The 18,746-nt window shown below is 49.9% G+C and carries 18 protein-coding genes; 7 read left to right on the top strand and 11 right to left on the bottom strand.

Going from position 1 to position 18,746, the window contains the following annotated elements; genetic code table 11:
• Positions 1 to 10 precede the first annotated feature (10 nt).
• On the bottom strand, positions 11 to 526 hold the full coding sequence (locus tag AB4124_RS03585; protein ID WP_441971165.1) for a hypothetical protein: 516 nt from the start codon (positions 524 to 526) through the stop codon (positions 11 to 13).
• A gap of 311 nt (positions 527 to 837) precedes the next feature.
• On the opposite strand from AB4124_RS03585, the gene AB4124_RS03580 reads away from it, so the two are divergent.
• Positions 838 to 1,443 carry a helix-turn-helix domain-containing protein gene (locus AB4124_RS03580; RefSeq protein ID WP_430106836.1) on the top strand — a complete coding sequence of 202 codons (606 nt, stop codon included), beginning with the start codon at positions 838 to 840 and terminating at the stop codon, positions 1,441 to 1,443.
• 24 nt (positions 1,444 to 1,467) lie between these two features.
• Complete coding sequence (locus AB4124_RS03575) at positions 1,468 to 2,274, top strand: MBL fold metallo-hydrolase (RefSeq protein ID WP_430106646.1); 807 nt, start codon at positions 1,468 to 1,470, stop codon at positions 2,272 to 2,274.
• 149 nt (positions 2,275 to 2,423) lie between these two features.
• Here AB4124_RS03575 and AB4124_RS03570 read toward each other — a convergent pair whose 3' ends face one another.
• Positions 2,424 to 2,648, bottom strand: coding sequence for a hypothetical protein (locus tag AB4124_RS03570; RefSeq protein WP_441971163.1), 225 nt, complete (start codon positions 2,646 to 2,648; stop codon positions 2,424 to 2,426).
• Between the two features lie 18 nt (positions 2,649 to 2,666).
• Positions 2,667 to 4,706: a serine hydrolase gene (locus tag AB4124_RS03565; RefSeq protein ID WP_441971161.1), complete on the bottom strand. Its 2,040-nt coding sequence runs from the start codon at positions 4,704 to 4,706 to the stop codon at positions 2,667 to 2,669.
• A gap of 248 nt (positions 4,707 to 4,954) precedes the next feature.
• Here AB4124_RS03565 and AB4124_RS03560 point away from each other — a divergent pair, with 248 nt between their 5' ends.
• Together AB4124_RS03560 and AB4124_RS03555 are read left to right on the top strand one after the other, a co-directional pair.
• Positions 4,955 to 5,536, top strand: coding sequence for a sensor domain-containing protein (locus AB4124_RS03560; RefSeq protein ID WP_430106641.1), 582 nt, complete (start codon positions 4,955 to 4,957; stop codon positions 5,534 to 5,536).
• A gap of 65 nt (positions 5,537 to 5,601) precedes the next feature.
• Positions 5,602 to 7,428, top strand: coding sequence for a response regulator (locus AB4124_RS03555; RefSeq protein ID WP_441971159.1), 1,827 nt, complete (start codon positions 5,602 to 5,604; stop codon positions 7,426 to 7,428).
• Between the two features lie 76 nt (positions 7,429 to 7,504).
• Here AB4124_RS03555 and speD read toward each other — a convergent pair whose 3' ends face one another.
• From speD to AB4124_RS03535, 4 genes are all read right to left on the bottom strand, one after another.
• Entirely contained in the window at positions 7,505 to 8,320 is an 816-nt protein-coding gene (gene speD / locus AB4124_RS03550; protein WP_441971157.1) for an adenosylmethionine decarboxylase, read from the bottom strand.
• A 317-nt stretch (positions 8,321 to 8,637) separates the two neighbouring features.
• The gene (locus AB4124_RS03545; protein WP_076324554.1) at positions 8,638 to 9,000 is read right to left on the bottom strand and encodes a VOC family protein; all 363 of its coding nucleotides are present in this window, start codon (positions 8,998 to 9,000) and stop codon (positions 8,638 to 8,640) included.
• A 32-nt stretch (positions 9,001 to 9,032) separates the two neighbouring features.
• Positions 9,033 to 9,494 (bottom strand): SRPBCC family protein, encoded by a 462-nt coding sequence (locus tag AB4124_RS03540; protein WP_076324553.1) that lies wholly within the window; start codon positions 9,492 to 9,494, stop codon positions 9,033 to 9,035.
• 90 nt (positions 9,495 to 9,584) lie between these two features.
• Complete coding sequence (locus tag AB4124_RS03535) at positions 9,585 to 10,370, bottom strand: AraC family transcriptional regulator (RefSeq protein WP_379408014.1); 786 nt, start codon at positions 10,368 to 10,370, stop codon at positions 9,585 to 9,587.
• A 187-nt stretch (positions 10,371 to 10,557) separates the two neighbouring features.
• Between AB4124_RS03535 and recQ the strand changes: the two genes are divergently transcribed.
• The 3 genes from recQ (at position 10,558) to AB4124_RS03520 (ending at position 14,717) form a co-directional block, all read left to right on the top strand.
• Positions 10,558 to 12,438, top strand: coding sequence for a DNA helicase RecQ (gene recQ, locus AB4124_RS03530; protein WP_441971155.1), 1,881 nt, complete (start codon positions 10,558 to 10,560; stop codon positions 12,436 to 12,438).
• Positions 12,439 to 12,542: 104 nt separating this feature from the next.
• Entirely contained in the window at positions 12,543 to 14,315 is a 1,773-nt protein-coding gene (locus tag AB4124_RS03525) for a B12-binding domain-containing radical SAM protein (RefSeq protein WP_430106632.1), read from the top strand.
• 225 nt (positions 14,316 to 14,540) lie between these two features.
• Entirely contained in the window at positions 14,541 to 14,717 is a 177-nt protein-coding gene (locus tag AB4124_RS03520) for a hypothetical protein (RefSeq protein ID WP_430106630.1), read from the top strand.
• 191 nt (positions 14,718 to 14,908) lie between these two features.
• Here the strand turns inward: AB4124_RS03520 and AB4124_RS03515 are convergent, their stop codons facing one another.
• From AB4124_RS03515 to AB4124_RS03500, 4 genes are all read right to left on the bottom strand, one after another.
• Positions 14,909 to 15,877 (bottom strand): alpha/beta fold hydrolase, encoded by a 969-nt coding sequence (locus tag AB4124_RS03515; protein ID WP_379408022.1) that lies wholly within the window; start codon positions 15,875 to 15,877, stop codon positions 14,909 to 14,911.
• 57 nt (positions 15,878 to 15,934) lie between these two features.
• Entirely contained in the window at positions 15,935 to 16,903 is a 969-nt protein-coding gene (locus tag AB4124_RS03510) for a type I phosphomannose isomerase catalytic subunit (protein ID WP_339267536.1), read from the bottom strand.
• A 73-nt stretch (positions 16,904 to 16,976) separates the two neighbouring features.
• On the bottom strand, positions 16,977 to 17,567 hold the full coding sequence (locus AB4124_RS03505; protein ID WP_441971631.1) for a class I SAM-dependent methyltransferase: 591 nt from the start codon (positions 17,565 to 17,567) through the stop codon (positions 16,977 to 16,979).
• Entirely contained in the window at positions 17,567 to 18,520 is a 954-nt protein-coding gene (locus AB4124_RS03500; protein WP_441971153.1) for a TIGR01212 family radical SAM protein, read from the bottom strand. The genes AB4124_RS03505 and AB4124_RS03500 overlap by 1 nt, the downstream gene beginning before the upstream one ends.
• Positions 18,521 to 18,746 lie beyond the last annotated feature (226 nt).

The raw sequence follows: 18,746 nt of genomic DNA, 5'->3' as shown, positions 1-18,746 counted from the left end.
TATCTGGGGGCTATAACCGGTCTAATTCTCCCAACGTACGAAGCATGAACTCCAAGATATTCGGGATATCTCCCATCTGTTCTTCGTTGATCCTGCGGGGAAAGCGCAGCTCGATCGTGTTGTGAAGGGGTACCGGATCATCGCTGTAGGCGTACCGTATCGTTTGCAGCGGCGGAAGCTCCGGATTCCATATCTCCTTCATGATCTGGGCGATCGCCGGACACGCTATGGAAGCATCAGCGATGTTTATATGAAAGCGGAGCTTCAGCTCGCAGGCCGGCTGACCTTCCGGAATTTCCAAGATCTCGGCCGCCAAATCCCGAAGCCCGGTCTCCAGGCAAATTTCGGCCGAAGTTGTGGATGGCGTAGCCAGCTCGAACAGGAGGCTAAAACTTCTGGACAAAGTCGCCATATCCAGGAGATCCTTCCGATCGGTAACACGAATGATTTCATCGAGGTTGTCGAGATCATAGACCGTATTCTCGATGCCAACCTTTAAATTTTCGAATATCGTCGGGTCAAACATTAAGGCACATCCTTTGAACATCATAATGATAGTACATACGATTGTGGATAATATATCATAATTCAGCTGTTTAAGGGGAACATGCTTGTTGTGCTATAAGTCGGGACCTCTCAGCGTGATTTCCTTCATTTTATAATAGTATTGCCTAATCGTATCATCGTTGACTCGTACTTGGTTTCTGGTTTGGGTATAACCGTAAAATCGTAGGAGCAGCATGATTGACCCACGGATAGAAGTCATGATAGGATGAAACCTGACACAACAGTAAAAATGATTTTACCGGTAAAATATATGGAGGTGTTAAAATAAAAATGACAGGTGTCTATAGAATTAAAACCCATGAGCAGCTCAAAGCGATTGCCGATCCCCTGCGTACCAAAATACTGATGAATCTCGTGAAGGATGCCTACACTGGACAGCAGCTAGCCGAGATACTGGACATTACGCGGAACAATATTTACTTTCATCTGAAAGAGCTGGAGAAGCACGGCATCATTCATGTGGTCCGGAAGGAAGAGAAGAACGGTATCGTGCAGAAATACTATCGCGCCGTCGCAAGCCGCTTCATACCGGAAGATCATTTGCTGCCAAGCCTGGACTTGGTGGAAACGTCCAGACAGGTATTTATGGAGACACTTGATGTTACCCGAACGAAAATTGAGAGCGCACCGGCTTCTTCTTTTGCATTGGACAGCGTGAGCGAACAACATCGAAAAAACATTGCAGGAACCTACCGCTTTCAAGCAACAAAAGAGAGCTTCCATGCTTTTGTGGACGAGTTCAAGCAGCTCATGAGTAAACACTTCACGATGGAGACGGCCGAAACAGGCAGTACGCCTTTGTCCGCAGAAGAGAAGAAATACTATATGTCGTTGATCGCATTTCAAGATGATCAGGGGGATATCACCATTCGATAATCCTTGATGGGGGAGTAATTACATATGGAGAATAATCAATACAACGTCGTTATCGATGATGCATGGTTTACCGTATCGCAGCTGGATGAGACTACATTTGCGATCAGCGAATACGGACATTGGGAGAAGGTGCATTCGTTTCTGTTGATAGGAAGCGAGCGAGCTGCATTGATCGATACGGGACTTGGCATCGACAACATGAGGCGGATGACGGATCAGCTGACGGATTTACCTATTATGGTGCTAACCACGCATGTTCACGCAGATCATATCGGCAGTCATGGGCAGTACGGGGAGATTTATGTACATGAGGCAGAGGAGGACTGGCTCGTTAGCGGGATTAAGAAGCTTTCCATTGAACAAATCCGCAAGGACATATCACGCGATATCACGAGACCTGTACCGTCTTCCTTCGATCCGGCAACCTATACCCCTTATCAGGGCCAGCCGGCCGGTATTCTCCGGGATACAGACGTCATCGAGCTGGGCGGGCGGAGCTTGGTCATTTACCACACACCGGGTCATTCTCCCGGACATATTGCGGTATTTGATATAAACCGAGGTTATTTGTTCACAGGGGATTTATTGTATGATGAAACGCCGGTATATGCTTTTTATCCAACGACAAGTCCGGAGGATCTCGTAAACTCACTGGAGCGGATCGCAAATCTCGGTAGCGTAAAGCGAATTTATGGTTCTCACAATACGCTTGGGCTGGATCCGGCATTGCTGTCCGTGGTGAAAGAAGCCGTGCAAGAGCTGCGGGAAAAAGACCTTGTCCGATTTGGGACGGGCATTCACCGGTTCAACGGATTTTCGGTTCAATTTTAATAGTACCGTTTATAAGAAAAAGCCGCCTGCAGATCAGAAGTAATCTGGATCTGGCAGGCGGCTTTTTAGCCAAGTGATTGTCTCAGCGATGAAGCTACTTCCACATGTTGATGAGCATCTCGGCGTAGTACGACAAATTCATCCGGGCTCTATCTGATATCGCCTCCGGTTTCTTGTTCTCCCCTAGCTGAGAAACGAATTGATATAGAAACTTCAGTGCTTGTCCCCTGGAGCAGCATTCCGGGCGATTGGTAGATGGGGACGAGAACCGCTGTGAAGTCCGTGTCGGATGCGAAATAAAAGCCGATGTAAAAGGGCTGGATGTACGTTGTATTTTGTCTGGCAACCTCCGCCCGGTACTGCTGATCATTCATGAACTTATGATCCCTAATTTATTTCGAGGCTAGCGGAAGGGTGTAGTAGTTAAAAGCCTTGTCCAGCAGCGCGCAGGCCTCTTGACGAAGCAGCAGCTGCTTGGAGCGGAAATTGACGGAGCCGTCTTTTTGGATACGGGTGTCCGGATCAATGACTCCACTTCCGATAAGCGCTTGAATAGCTTCTATGGCCCACGGATCTGTTGAATCGGTTAAGGTAACCTTGGTATCCACTTGCAGTTGTTTTAGATTTTGGATCATAACAGCGGCGACTTGCCTCGTAAGAGGTTTCGAACGATTATACCCGGGAATGCCTTTGATCATCTGCTGTTGATTAGCATCGATCATGTCAGGGAACATGTACCAACCATGGGAGCGGATCAGCAGGTCAGCGAACTGCCCCTGGCTTACGGTTCCATGAGGATCAAAGCGGTTTCCTCCTATTCCTTGGATCAAGCCCAAGGTATGCAGGTTATCGATGTGAGTTTTATACTTACTGCTTGCAGGCACGTCGGCAAAAGGAGAGGTAACCTCCATTTTCTGTGATTCCCCTACGACACCGAGACCGATCTGGCTGGTGTAGTAAAAATATTGAATCTGTCCATTTGCTCCCTTTTTGAAGGTGACCTTGTTCCCCAGCTCGTCCTGGAACAACAAGTCGTTAATTTTCTTTAGGGTATGTTTTCCGGTCGTGGAATCTTCCATCGTAAGGCGTCCATTCTCATACGCAAACCGAGTCCGAATACTATAGGCCCGGGTATTTTGATAAAGGCCGGTATAGGATTTGGCTTCCTCTTTGCTTAATTCTACAAACACAGGCTTCGGATTTGATGCAGTTTCCGGAAAGTAATGATCCATGAACTCGTCGTATATTTCCAAGCTCATGTTGGTGTCGTTATTATAGGACATATAAATGCCTGTGTTCTTCTCCGGAATCAATACCATCAAGGAGGAGTGTCCCGGCATATTGCCGCCTTTTAGTACCACATGGTGTCCATTCATCAATTCTTTGTAGTAGCCTTCGAAGCCAACGGTGGCGATAGGGACAGAAGGCTCTGCGTAAGTTTGATAGGTATGCATCTGCTTCAAGCTTTGCGGACTTACCAGCTGATTATCGCCATATTTCCCATTCTGTAGCTGCATGAGCAAATAATTTGCCATGTCCTCACCCGTCGATAAGATGCTCCCCTGCGGGCCATCGGTGGGGGCGTGACCAGACAGTGGTTGAAACTCCCCGGTTGGACTGTAGTGGGAGGCCATTCGCGCAAGCAGGTCAGGTGTGAATCGAACGCTTGTGGATTTCATCCCCAAAGGCTCAAAAATATTCTTTTTCATGTACTGGTCAAAACGCATACCGCTCATATTCTCCACTGCATACCCGGCGAGCAAGAATCCAAAATTATCGTACACGTAGGCTTCCCCCGGCGGTCTGACCACGGTTGGCATATGTTTCTCCAGAAAATCCCGGGTTGGAATGTCCTGTTTCACGTATTCCGGCGATGTATAGGTTGTAATGTCAGGCATATCCACGCCGCTGGTGTAGGTTAGTAAGTCGAACATGGTGAGAGGCTTCCCTGTTCGATTCGGAATTTTCAGTCCTCCCAAGTACTCTTCGATATTATGTTTTAGATTGATTTTGCCTTCATCCACCAGCTGCATCGCGGCCAATGCCGTGAATGTCTTGCTAATGGAAGCAATTTGAAATACGGTTTGCGAGTCAACGGGAATTTGCTGTTCTTTATTGGCATAACCATACCCCTTATTGACAAGCACCTTGCCATCTTTGACGACTACAAAGTTGGACCCTACGACATTGAACTTCTTCATCTTGTCGGCAAACAGCGGGTCCGCGAATCTCAACAATTCCTGTGTATCGGAAGGTCCGTTGTGGAAGGAGGCGGATAATTCGGCTGAAGAGGCCATAGCCGCAAGTTTAGTCGAATCGGAAGCCGCGGCTCTGGGTAGGAGAGGTCCATTCCCCATTAATGTGGCAGCTGTTAAAGCCCCCGTAGATACAAGTAGAAATGCCGTTTTTACTTTTTGATTGTTCCATTTCATCGATATCATACTCCTTCAGAGATGTGATTGGATAGCCTCGTCCTCATGCCTCATCCGGAAATCCGAGCAATGAGCGAACGGCTTGATCTCCCACAGTATGGCTGATGGTGTGTCATATGGGTCAGTAACATTCGGTCACTTCTTTGGGAAGGCGTGTCATATGACATTTTGACACTGTTGCACATGACAACGAGTGCAGTAGGATACAGAAATATCAAGGTCATGAAGACATGAAAGGAGTCTAATCTATGAAGAAATGGCTGAGGGAGTACCTGCTAAACTTTTGTTTTTTGATGCTGACTTTTGGAACGGGAGTGTTTTACTTTTGCTACTATCTTGTAGGCCTTGTATTTGGCTTCAGCATGAGTTTCACCCTGATCGGGATACCCGTTCTTACCTTTGTAATGCGAACGTCACGGACCTTCATGAATTACGATCGGATTCAGGCGAAGTTTTATACGGACATAACGATCGAACCTGTTATGAAGAGAACATCATCCGGCTCCAACTGGAATCAGGCTAAAGTGGAGCTGTCGGACATCCGAAATTGGAAAGCCGTATCGGTACTCATGCTGAAGTTTATCGTTGGCATCGCTAGTTTGTTCAGTGCCGTTATCTTTTTTATCGTTCCCATTCTATGGATATTGGCCCCATGTATCAGTTCCTTTGCGGATATCAACGTAGGACTTATTCGCATCGATACCTTGCCCAAGTCCCTGCTTATGATGGGAGTCGGCCTTCTGTTTGCTTATGCAGGGTCATGGGCGGCTAAGGGAGCGGCGAGATGGACAGGCCGGTACACGCAGTGGATGTTTTCGGTTTGGAGGTAGACACACTGTTGGGGCCGTGTCATATTAGGGAGGAACCGTGAAGGAACTGCAGGGAGTGAAAGTTTTTGTTTGATATAGTGAAACAATGGAAGTGGTACGACTGGGCGATGCTCTTTATTCGCATGATGGGCTGCATCTCCCTGATCATCACATGTATAGAGTTCAGGAACCAGTTTACCGCAGCGTTATGGATCGTCGTCATGTGGGAATTGGCAGCCTTCTCGATACCCTGGTTGTGTCTGCTTCTGAATCATAAAGCATATTTGATCACCGAGATTTTATTATCAGGCGGCATCGCCGTTTATTTGACTTCCTTATTCCCGGGGGCCTACTTGTCGTTTATCATTCCGGCTTTTCTGATGGCTGCGAACAGCTATGGAACGACGTACAGATGGACAGGCCCCCTTGCGGCTATCTTGGTTCCAATACTGATCAAGCTGTATGCCCCGTCAACGGATTTGATACTGATGATAGAGCATGTTGCTTTTGCGTTTGCATTAGGATTTGCCTTTCATCTGTTGATGGCCAACTACAGCCAGAACGAAATGATTCGGACACATAATACGATATTGGAGCAGTATTTATCTCAGGTCGAACGAGTCACGCTGTTGGAAGAACGGGAACGCGTGTCCAAGGAACTGCATGATACGATGGGCCATACGTATACGGCGGTCATCATGGGCTTGGAAACGCTTCGTTCTACGGAAACGGATGCAGCAGCTCAGCGCAAGCTGTCCAATCTGCTGGAACTGACGCGGAGAAGCCTGGATGAGGTCAGAGGGTATTTGCATGAGCTGGATTCACCGCAAGAGCAGCTTCCCTTGGTGCAGTCACTGAGACAGGTGACAGAGGATTTCGAGCGCAATACCGGGGTAAAGGTAGGACTTAGAGTGCTTGGTGAAGAGTACTCGGTATCCCGGCAGGCGAAAATGACCTTCTACCGTTGTCTTCAGGAGTCCTTAACGAATAGTGTGCGTCACGGTAATGCGACGAGGGTTGACGCCGTGCTTCAATTCGAATTGCAGCAGACCCGGCTTGAAATTCTGGATAACGGCAGTGGTAGCGTGCAAATCCAGGAAGGTTTCGGTTTAAGCGCCATGAAGGAAAGGGCCTATCGCCTTCAAGGCCAAGTATCGGTATATTCGACTCCTGAGGCAGGAACCGTTGTGACCTGCAGCTTGCCTAGAATTTCCGAACCTGCAGATGAAGTCATCCGGCTTTTATTGGTGGATAATGAACCTTTTATCACGGAGAGTCTCGGCATCATCCTGGAATCGGAGAAGGATCTTGAGGTGGTAGGATGTGCTGAACATGGGGAACATGCCTTGGACTTGTGTGAGAAGCTTAACCCCCAGCTGTTGCTCATGGATCTGGAGATGCCCGTGATGGATGGCATTACAGCGACGAAGTTGATCAAACAACGTTGGCCGTTAGTGAAGGTTATCATCTTCACCACATTTGAGCAGAGGGGAAAAGCTGCGGAGGTTATGCGAAGCGGAGCGGACGGTTATTTGCTGAAGTCGATGAAGCCGCGTGAGCTTGCCGAGAACATACGAATTGTGTATCGTGGCGGAACGTTGATGAATCCGGCGATCTCGGCTAAGCTTTTCGATGGTGAAATGGGTGTTTTTATGAAGGAAGAGGATGGTACTGCATCCGTCATGGAAGTCGATCCAGGGTCGCCTCCACTGCTGAAGTCTTATGATCTGACACCAAGGGAGATTGAGGTTCTGAAGTATCTCTCCCAAGGATTGCGGTACAAAGCGATTGCGATGAAGTTGTATCTCTCAGACGGGACTGTACGGAATTATGCTTCAACCTTGTATGCCAAGCTTGGCGTCCGCAACCGGGACGAAGCGATAGAAGTTGCAAACCAGGCCGGGCTCCTATGAGCCCAGCCTGGTTTTGATTCATTCGTGTTTCCGGTATAGAAGCAAATGTTGGTGACATCACATCTGGAGCCCATTATCAGTAACTGCGGTCCATGTTTTTACCGTAATAAATTTCGTCCATCTCCAGTTTGATGCGCTCGGTGATTTCCTGCTGCTCGGCATCGGACAACTTATCCTTCGTGTAACCGAACAGATAATTGTCCAGGTCAAACTGCTTCAGCTTGCACTTCGTGTGGAAAATGTTTTCCTTGTATACGTTGACGTCAATCATATCGAACAGATCCTTGCCTTCGTCCGGAATATAGTTCTGAATGGAGCTGATCTCATGGTCGATAAACAGCTTGTGTCCGTGAATGTCCCTAGTGAAGCCCCGAATTTTATAGTCGATCGTCATAATATCGGTATCAAAAGAGTGGATTAGGTAATTTAGGGCTTTAAGCGGTGAAATCTCCCCGCAGGTCGACACGTCGATATCGGCCCGGAAGGTGCTGATTCCCTCATCCGGATGGAATTCCGGATACGTATGAACGGTAATGTGGCTCTTGTCGAGCTGCAGGATGACGTTATCCGGCAGCGGCCCCGGCGATTCGTCATAGGATTCCTCCGGAACCTCCACGACAGGGCCCTCGGATACAAGCACTGTTACGCTGGCGCCTTGCGGGATATAATCCTGCTTGGCAATGTTCAGGACATGCGCTCCGATGATTTCGGCCACATGGCTCAATATTTTCGTGAGTCGATCTGCGTTATATTGTTCATCAATATATTCCAAGTATGCTTCCCGTTCTTCTCGGGTCTTCGTATAGCAGACATCGTACATATTAAAGCTGAGCGATTTCGTCAGGTTGTTGAACCCATGCAGGGTAACGCGTTGTTCTGGTGTCATATCCATATGAATTTCCCCTTGTGTCATTAATATATCAGTTCGAGTTCCTATTATTTCCGAAACCGGCGATTCCTAATCTGCCCACGCGTCGTCTTCTGCGTTAACATTAATATGTTCTTACCCGCATCGGGTTCAATAATAACAGACGGTTCAGGAATGGTAGAGACAAGTTTCGGCAGCTCAAAAACTCCAAAAAGGCCAACCAGGTTCTCCGGCTGACCTTCATATGAGAAGGACACCTGCTACATGCAGCGTATCCTTCGAGCGTTTAAATGGACTTCACTTCGTATTGCCGATAAACCATGATTCTTCCAAACGGACGATTACTCTGTGAACTCCAGTAGTTCGATCACATTGCCAAAAGGGTCCCGGATCGCGCTGTATAGACCGGGAGGGCACGGCTGCGGGGTATCAAAGATGACCTCCACGTCCTGCGATTTGTAGTTCGCGATCGCTGCGCTTACATCAGCCGTCTCGAGTCCGATAATCACCTGGGCTTCATGCGGGTAATCGGTTTTCGTAGGTCGATCGCATTTTTGCAGAATAAGGGACATGCCCTCATGTTTCAAACTGATGATCTGATCATCATAAACCTCGGAAACTTCAAATCCCAGAATGTCACAATAAAATCGCGTGGCTTGAGCCATATCGCTGACATTGATTGATAAAACACAAAGATTTGGCATAGGTCATACTCTCCTCTAGTTTATGGCTTGTCTTACTGGCAGCATAGAATGCCTTCACCGGATTCAATGCTGGATTTTAAGCTGGTCAGCATGCCTTTCCATGCATCCACATGCCATTCCCGGGCTTGCAGCGACGCTTCGGTATCCTTCCAGCCCGTATGCTCCAAGGTGATTCTTGTACAGCCGTCCTGTTCAGGCCAAAAAGACACCTTGACCACGGTCAACTCCCCCTGATTCATCGTTTCCGCAAAGGGATCAGGTCCTTTCCACTCAAACACGAGGGTACGCGGCTCATCATACTGCAAAATGTTACAGCCTGCGGTGCACATCGATTCACGATTGGCGGGGTTAAAATAAAGCTCGAACTTTCCGCCCGTCTTCGGTTCAATTTCCGCAGCCGGCGCAAACCACTCGGTTATCCTCGCAGACTCCGTCCATGCTCGCCAGAGGAGCTGCACATCGGCCTGAATCACGGTTTCTTGAATAATGGTCATGTTTAATCCTCCATCATATAGCGCTCATTGCTTTTGGGATAACGCTTCTTGCAGCTCCATTATAAATGGATAGGCGATTCAAAAATTCTTCTACTTTGCGCTGTTATTCCGATCCTTCTCAAACAAGAGCAGAGGCAGGTTCACAACAATCGGCGGGTCATAGGGCAGAGGCTCGCGCAAGGTAATCTTCACGGCGAGATCGGTTCCTTCGTCGATATGGACAGGCTCCTCCATCTTGCCTCGCAAGGATTTGCTCAGCAGAAAATAATCCCGCGGATTGAGGCTCCAGGGGATGCCCGCTGCCAGCACATAATACGTACCGGCCGGGATGCCGGTTAACGTGCAGGTCCGGTTCTTGAGGTTGACGGCCGTACCGGTTACGGGCTTCTGATCGGGTACGGGTCTTGGGAACAGACCGACGTAAATCATGCCGCGAAACCTCTCGGGAGCTTCGATCCGGCAATGAATCCGGGGCAGAGCATGCCTTTCTTCCTCTGTCCAGGTTAATGGCTTGTGCTCATATTGATTCACGTAACGATGCAGGGACTCCGTGGTGGTGCGGAACTTTTTTGGAGACAGGCCGACAAACTGCTTAAAGCGGGTATTGAATGTGCCGGGACTTGCCAAACCGATGCTCATTCCGATTTTCACGAGCAGGGAAGGACTTTGAAGGAGCTCGATTTTGCCGGCTTCAACCCGGAGCGCGGACAGGTATTGCCGGAGCGATATGCCGGTTACTCGTTTGAATACTCTGGAGAAATGGAAGGGACTATATCCCACTAGACCAGCGAGCTGCTCGGTAGTCATGGGCTCGTCCAGATGCTTCTTCATATATTGAATAGTTTGATTTACGGCTTCGGTATGTGCGTCATTCATTAGGATCACCAACTTCATTTTTTGGGCTCTACATGATCGCAACCCTTTTTCCACATTTATGAAGTTCTCCTCGCCCAATGCAATTTCCTTCCCCGATTTGGTTGCCCATTCATGGAAAGGCCGTTAAACTTAAAGGATGAGGGCTTTTCGAAATGGAAAACCAAGGTGAATTAAGGAGTTTTTATCCATGAATGTGGAAACAAATGATAGAGAATCGATGAATATGGATACAGCACGGGATTATCTGCAGAAATATTACGGTTATCCTGATTTTCGGGAGGGTCAGAAAAAAATCGTCGCCAGTCTTCTAGCGGGTCAGGACACGCTCGGAATTATGCCGACGGGTGGAGGCAAATCGATCTGTTATCAGATCCCGGCCCTCCTATGTCCGGGTCTGACGTTGGTTGTATCGCCTTTGATCTCCTTAATGAAGGATCAGGTGGATGCACTTACGACAGCGGGTGTGGCCGCTGCCTATATCAACAGCACGCTCAGCGGCAAGGAAGTGAACGAGCGCATACGTGCGGCCAAGCGCGGAGAACTGAAGCTGTTATATGTCGCCCCGGAACGGCTTGAACTGGATTGGTTCCGGGAGGAGATGGCGAATCTCGATATTTCGATTGTGGCTGTCGATGAAGCTCACTGCGTATCCCAGTGGGGGCATGATTTCCGGACGAGCTATCTCTCGGTGGCTCCTTTTGTTAAAGGACTCCCGAACCGTCCGATTGTAGCGGCCTTTACGGCCACGGCCACGCCTGAAGTTATGGAGGACATGCAGCGCCTGCTTCGACTGGAGCAGCCGCAGGTGTTCGTGACGGGCCTTGGACGCGACAATCTGGAGATGTCGGTGCTTCGCGGTGAGAACAAGCGGGAATTCGTGCTGGACTATGCGGCCTCGCATACCCACCAGCCGGGCATCATCTATGCCGCCACTCGTAAAGAGGTGGATGATTTATGCCAACGCCTTCAAGCCAAGGGGCTCCTTGCGGGTCGATACCATGCCGGCATGAGTGATGCGGAGCGAGCGGAGAGCCAAGAGGCCTTCCTGTATGACGATATTCGCGTTATTGTTGCAACGAACGCATTTGGCATGGGAATCGATAAATCCAACGTCCGGTATGTCATTCATTACAATATGCCGAAAAATATGGAGTCTTACGTGCAGGAAGCGGGTCGTGCCGGGCGTGACGGAGAGCCCAGCCAGTGCATACTGCTGTTCAGCGCCCAGGATATTATGACGCAGAAGTTTCTGATCGAACAGAATCCCCAGGAGGGCGAGCGCAAGCAGAACGACTACCGGAAGCTGCAGCAGATGATTGATTACTGCTACACCACAAGGTGCCTGCGCAGCGCGATGCTGGATTATTTTGGGGAAGAGCACGAAGATAAGTCCTGCGGTACGTGCAGCTCCTGCACGGATGATCGGGAGCTTGTCGATATCACGGTAGATGCGCAGAAAATCTTCTCCTGCATCCACCGGATGCGCGAACGCTTTGGCGTGTCCATGGTCGCTTCCGTGCTGAAGGGCTCAAGGGCCAAAAAAGTACTGGAGTACGGTTTTGATCGCCTTCCAACCTATGGCGTGATGGCGAATCGGACCGAGAAGGAGATATCCGAGACGATCAATGTGCTCATCTCGGAAGGGTTCCTGGCGTTGACGGAAGGCCAATACCCTGTCGTGAAGCTGCAAAGCGAGGCGGCCGATGTGTTAAAAGGTCAGCGCGAAGTCATGCAGCGTGTTCCGCGCCCTTCCAAAGCCGCAGGCAGCCAGCGCAGCGGCAGTCGCCGCGATTATTCGCCGTCAGCCGTCAACGAGACGGTGTTCGAGCAGCTGCGCTTGATTCGGCGTGAGCTGGCAAGCAAAGAGCATGTGCCGTCCTACATCATTTTTAATGATGCAACTTTGCGTGAGATGAGTGTGGTTTGCCCGCAGAGCGAGGATGAGATGCTGAATGTCAAAGGGGTCGGCGAAGTGAAATTCCGTAAATACGGCCGTCCGTTCCTGGAATTCTTCCTGAATGGTCAAGGCACATCGAGTGACGGCGACGACTTGTATGACTATGAATGATAAGCCGGCGTAGCAGGCAGAAGCCATTTTGCCGCTTGGTTGCTTAAGATAATCCGTCCGGTAACAAAAACTTATATTATTTTAGAAGGAAAGTGGATCCTACCATGAAAGTCATACTATCAACCTTGAATGCCAAGTACATTCATACCTCCTTGGCCATTCGCTGCCTGAAGGCATACAGCGAGAAGGATTTCGATATCGAATTGACGGAGTACACGATTAAGGACCCCGTGATGAATATCGTCTCCGACCTGTTCCAGCGCAAGCCGGATGTGATCGGATTCTCCTGTTATATATGGAATATCGAAGAAACGATTAAAGTGATCGATATCGTGAAGAAGATTATGCCGGAGGTCACGATCATACTGGGCGGACCTGAAGTATCCTACGATACCGAATATTGGATGAAACGGCTGCACAATGTCGACTTTATCGTCATGGGAGAAGGCGAGGAGACCTTCCACCATTTGCTGCAAACGATTGAAGGGGACCGGAAGTATCATTTCGTCTATGGCGTGGCTTACCGCAAGCAGGACGAAATTATTGTGAATCCTGGAAGACCGAAGAGCATTCTGGCGGAGCTGCCTTCCCCGCATCGTTTTCCGGAGGATATCCCGCATCTCGGGAAGCGGGTTGTCTATTTTGAGACCAGCCGGGGCTGTCCCTTCAGCTGCCAGTTCTGTCTGTCGAGCATTGAGGTGGGGGTTCGCTATTACGATATTGAACGGACCAAGGCGGATATTCTGTACCTGATCGAGAACGGAGCGAAATTGATCAAGTTCGTAGACCGGACCTTCAACATTAAGCGGGATTACGCGCTTGAAATGTTCGAGTTTCTGATTGAGAACCATGGCGGCTGCGTATTCCAGTTTGAGATCACGGCAGATATCATGCGTCCCGAAGTGCTGGATTATTTGGCGAAAAATGCGCCTCCCGGCATTTTCCGGTTTGAAATTGGGGTGCAGTCGACCAACGATCCGACAAATGAGCTGGTGAAGCGTCGCCAGAATTTTACCAAGCTGTCACGCACGGTGACAATGATCAAGGACAGCCGCAAGATCGACCAGCATTTGGATTTGATCGCAGGTCTTCCGGAAGAGGATTACGATACGTTCCGCAAAACGTTTAACGACGTATTTGCGCTTGGACCGGAGGAGCTGCAGTTAGGCTTCCTGAAGATGTTGCGGGGAACCGGGCTGCGGATCGATGCGGACAAGTACAACTACACCTATATGGATCATGCTCCGTATGAGATTCTGGGCAGCGACGTGCTTCCGTTCTCGGATATCGTTCGATTGAAGAGACTGGAGGATGTGCTGGAGAAGTATTGGAATGCGCACCGGATGGACCATACCCTGGATTATTTGATGAAGCATGAATTTACGTCGCCGTTTGATTTCTTCCAAGAGTTTGGCGACTACTGGGAAGGACAGGGCTGGCAAAAAATCGGCCATCAGCTTGAGGACCTGTTCACGCGTTTAACGGCTTTCCTTGAAGATCGGAAGACCCCGCATATGAACGTTGTCTCCGGTCTCATGAAGTTTGATTATTTCCTGGGCCATAAATATAAACCGCGGAAAATATGGTGGGATCATACTCAGGATAAAGCGCAGTGGACCGCCAATGTTCGCAAAATCGTTGAGGAACCTGCGGCCCTATCCGACGGTTTTGCCGATCTGGGGATCACGGAGCGCGATCTGCAGAAACATGCGATGATCGAGGTGCTGCCATTTAACCTCAGCGATGCCATCCAGGGTGGCACCGGATTCCCGGATAACGCAGACCATGCAACGATGCTGCTGGTATTGTACCAGCAGAACGAAACAGGGCAGCCGCAGTACTACACGATGCCTGTGGAGTTAGCGAAGCAGGCATAGTAGGGAAGCGACGGACAACCCCTTACTGGGACTTGATGCGAGCGTCTTGGCCATTGTTTTGGCAAATTACCTTTCTTCTAGGGATTAGGGGTTGGTAGGGACTGATAGGATGAGACTGTGATCATGCCGCCCGTTATCGTAACGGACGGTATCCTGGGCTTCCTGGAATAAAACCCCCTTGGTATCGGTATTCTAATCGCATCAACCGATGAGGAGGGGAAGTTTATGAACGGGGAACAGAAGGGGCAAGAACACGATACGCACAACGAGCCCACCGTCGCACCGGGTATGGAAACCAATGACGATCTGCGCGAAGAGGCTACAGAGGATGAAGTGAAGCATGGCGAGTACACCGAGGTCACGCAGCTGATCATCGACCGTACGCCGAACGAGGAAGAGTAAGGGATTGGCTGTCCTGTCCTGTCCCATAAGCAGTGTAACTTACTTGACGGAGCTTGCCAGATGAACTGGGGGCACCAGCGATTGGAATGAATGCTTCGTACGCGCAGCGTTATAAAAAAACAGACAAAGGGGGCGTCCCAGGTCAGTTGACCTTGAGACGCCCCCTTTTTAATTCGTCCTGCATCATTCTTTTACATAACTCGTTCCGACTCTTGCGGTGTCTCTGACCCATGCGATCCCGATGTGTGCCGTTCGAGCCAGTCGAGAACATGTGCCGCTACTTCATCCCGGTTGATTTCATGCAGCATCTCGTGGCGGCCGCCGGGATACAAACGGTATTCAAGATCCTGAATGCCATGTTTCCGGTACAATTCGATCAACCGCCGCACGCCTTTACCGCGGTGTCCAACCGGATCATCCTCGCCCGAGAAAATATAAACCGGCTTATCCTTTAGAAGGCATTCCATCAATTGCGGTTTGTGGATCTGTGACAGCAGCTTAAAGAAATCACGGAAGAAACGAGCGCTGCATACCTTGCCGCAGTAGGGGTCGTTGATATACTTATCGACTTCCGCTTCATCCCGGGATAACCAATCGAACGGCGTGCGAATAGGGCCGAAACCTTTGCTGTAAGGGCCGAACACCATGGCGTTCAGCATCAGACTCCGGTGCGTGTCTCCTTGCAAGCGCATTTGTGCAGCTGCCAAGCTCATACCGAATGTCAGCAGTCCCTGTGGACCATTGGTTCCTGACAGTATGAATCCGTCGAATAATTCACCGTTCGAACACATGATCTTTTGCGTCAAAAAGGAGCCCATGCTGTGTCCCATCAAATAATGCGGAACACCGGCATGGCGCTTCTTGAGTTCTGAAGCAAGAAGCAACTGGTCTTCAATCATCCCTTCGAATCCGTTTTCCCCGGGATCGCCGAGAAGCGTAAGGCCCGACGTTTGTCCATGACCCCGATGGTCGTTGCAGTACACGGCGTAGCCGTACCCTGTCAGCAACTCGGCAAGCTCCTCGTACCGCTTGCCGGTTTCGCACATACCATGCGCAATTTGCACGATGGCACGAATGGGATGGTCCTGCTCCGGCAACCATTGATATACAAAAACATGCATGCCCTGCGCATTCAGCATCGTAAACGTGTCGGTTTGCATCACAGGCTTAACACCTCCACAAAAACGAATGGTTTATCTCAATTATTTATACCCTGTTTAAGGAAGATATGAACGAAGAACCGTAGATTGCCCATCCAGTGTATATGCACCCAGGTTAGCTGGGAGCAGGAAGCATTGTCCGGACGTGTAATCAATGGAGCCGTTATCCCAGCTGAGGGTTCCTTGACCATCGCATACCACCACGATTGTGAAGCTTTCCGCGGAAGTAGACAAGGACCAGGCACCGTTAACAACGCCTTTTTCGACTACAAAATAGGGGGATTTGGCAAGCTCAAGCCATTCTCCAGGCGCGGTTCCTTCCGTGCTCATGGTGGTTGCGCCCGATCCTTCATAGGCCGTCACGTTCAAGGAGTCTTCAATATGAAGCTCACGTGGCTTACCGTCAAGGCCTGGTCGATTATAATCGAAAATCCGGTAGGTTGTATCCGAATTTTGCTGAATTTCCGCTACTACAACGCCCGCACACAGCGCATGTACCGTACCGGCAGGTATGTAGAATGTATCTCCGGCTTTTACGGACACTTCTTGCAGCTGGTCCATAACCTTGCCGCTTTCCATAGCTTCTTTCAAAGTTTCGCGGCTAACGCCTTCTTTCAGACCGTATATGATTTTGGCGTCCGGCTTCGCATCCAGCACATACCACATTTCAGTCTTGCCCAGCTCGCCTTTCGGAAGCCCCTCGTAGTCATCGGTTGGATGGACCTGGACCGAGAGGTTGTCATTACAGTCAAGCAGCTTGATCAGCAGAGGGAAACGTCCGTTAACTTCGGAGAATCCTTTGCTGCCAAACCACTCCCGTCCAAATTGCTCACGAACCTGATCCAGGCCGCGGCCGGCAAGTTCACCGTTCACGATACTGGTCGTACCGTTCGGATGGTCGGCGATCATCCAGCCTTCTCCGATATGTCCTTCCGGAATGTCCAAGCCGAATTGCTCCAGGGCACGGCCACCCCACACACGTTCTTTAAATTCGGGTTGGAACAACAATGGATATGGTTTTGTCATTGTAATCATCTACCTTTCATCATGTTTGGAATATTCTATGGATGTAAGTGCGGTACCTCTCCTAGAACTTATATCATATCGGCTTCTTCCGTTCCAGTGCAATGAGATATGGTGCTTCGGATCGCTGAAGACCTCGATATAATATCGTTTGCACTTTGTGCTGGGGTAATTCCGCCGCCCAGGCCTGCACGGCGTCTGCTTCGGCATCGCCGCCCTTGTGGCCTGGATACAGCACGATGGTGATAATGCCGCCGGGGCGAAGCAACTCGATGGCAGCCTCCAGAGCCGTTAGCGTGCTGGCGGCTTCCGTCATGATCCGTTTATCTGATGAATCTGCCGGAAGGTAGCCTAGATTGAACATGATCGCACCTATACGGCCATGCTCGCGCTCAGGTACGCATTCTCCCATAAGCGCATGGCTCTGGTGGTGAAGGGCAATCTCTGCAAGGGTGCCTGGCGGTTCCTTATCCAGCCTATCACGAGTCAGCTGCAGTGCTTGTTCCTGAATATCAAAAGCGTACACCTTGCCCTTGGATCCTATGCATTTGGCTAGATACAGCGTATCGGCCCCGGTTCCGGCCGTCGCATCCAGCGCAATGTCTCCAGGCCGCAGCCTTTCGGACACGAGTTTGTGGGCAAAACTCAAAACCGAGAGGAAGCCCATCAGGATTCCCCCCACAACTTACCCTGCCATGCATCCCGGCGCTTGAGTTCGGCGTCAATGCCGTTAAGCACTTCCCATTTTTTGAGACTCCACGTCGGTCCGATCAATAGATCCCGGGGAGCGTCTCCGGTCAGACGATGAACAATCATCTCCGGAGGCAAGAGCTCCAGACTGTCTGCGATAAGGCTGATGTATTCGTCCTGCTCCAGGAACCGCAGCAGCCCAGCCTCATATTGCTTCACCATCGGCGTCTTGCGCATGAGGTGCAGCAGATGGATCTTGATTCCCTGCACATCCATCTTGGAGACCGCTCGGCCGGTGGCGAGCATCATGTCATGGTCCTCTTGCGGAAGGCCGTAAATGATGTGTGTGCAGACACGAATGTTATGCTTGCGCAGCTTTTCGACCGCTTCCAGATAACATTCGGTATCATGGGCCCGGTTGATGAGCTCGGAGGTGGAATCATGGATCGTTTGCAGGCCCATTTCCACCCAGAGATAGGTTCGCTCATTCAGCTCCGCCAAGTATTCCACGACGTCGTCAGGCAGGCAATCAGGGCGAGTAGCGATCGATAAACCGACAACACCTGGCTGCTGCAGAATGACTTCATAGTATTCCCGTAGCTCTTCGACCGGAGCATACGTATTGGTATAGGCTTGGAAATAACCGATGTATTTGGCGCTCGGCCACTTCTGGTGCTGCCGGTCACGGATGGTGTTGAACTGGGTAACAAGATCATCCCGCCGTCGTCCGGCAAAATCACCGGAGCCGCGGGCGCTGCAGAAGGTGCACCCGCCCTTGGCAATCGTGCCGTCGCGGTTCGGGCACGTAAAGCCCGCATCCAGCATAACCTTGAATACTTTTTCCTGGAACTGGCTGCGCATCTCGTAATTCCATGTATGAAATCGTTTGTCGCCCCATAACGTTGGGGCGGGTCTAAGTGATGTACTCATGTGTGCTCCTTTTATAGCCGCATATGATGAATAGAGGCAGGTATAACTGTGCCTCAAAGTATACATGTTTTTACTTGTCTTTTACTAAAGCAGATATGTCCATTGTAACAAAAAATAAAGCTTTGCGTTATATACAGGTCTTCAAGCCTAATTAAGATGTTGTCACTTGAATGAATTGCATATAATTGGTATATTTAAAGTAGAAAAATAAAAATATGATTCAAGC

The sequence above is a fragment of the Paenibacillus sp. 2KB_20 genome (assembly GCF_052115765.1).
In the GTDB taxonomy this organism is placed as follows: domain Bacteria; phylum Bacillota; class Bacilli; order Paenibacillales; family Paenibacillaceae; genus Paenibacillus_AQ.
Note: the sequence above shows the minus strand (reverse complement) of the source record. Positions and strands in the feature narration are given on the sequence as shown.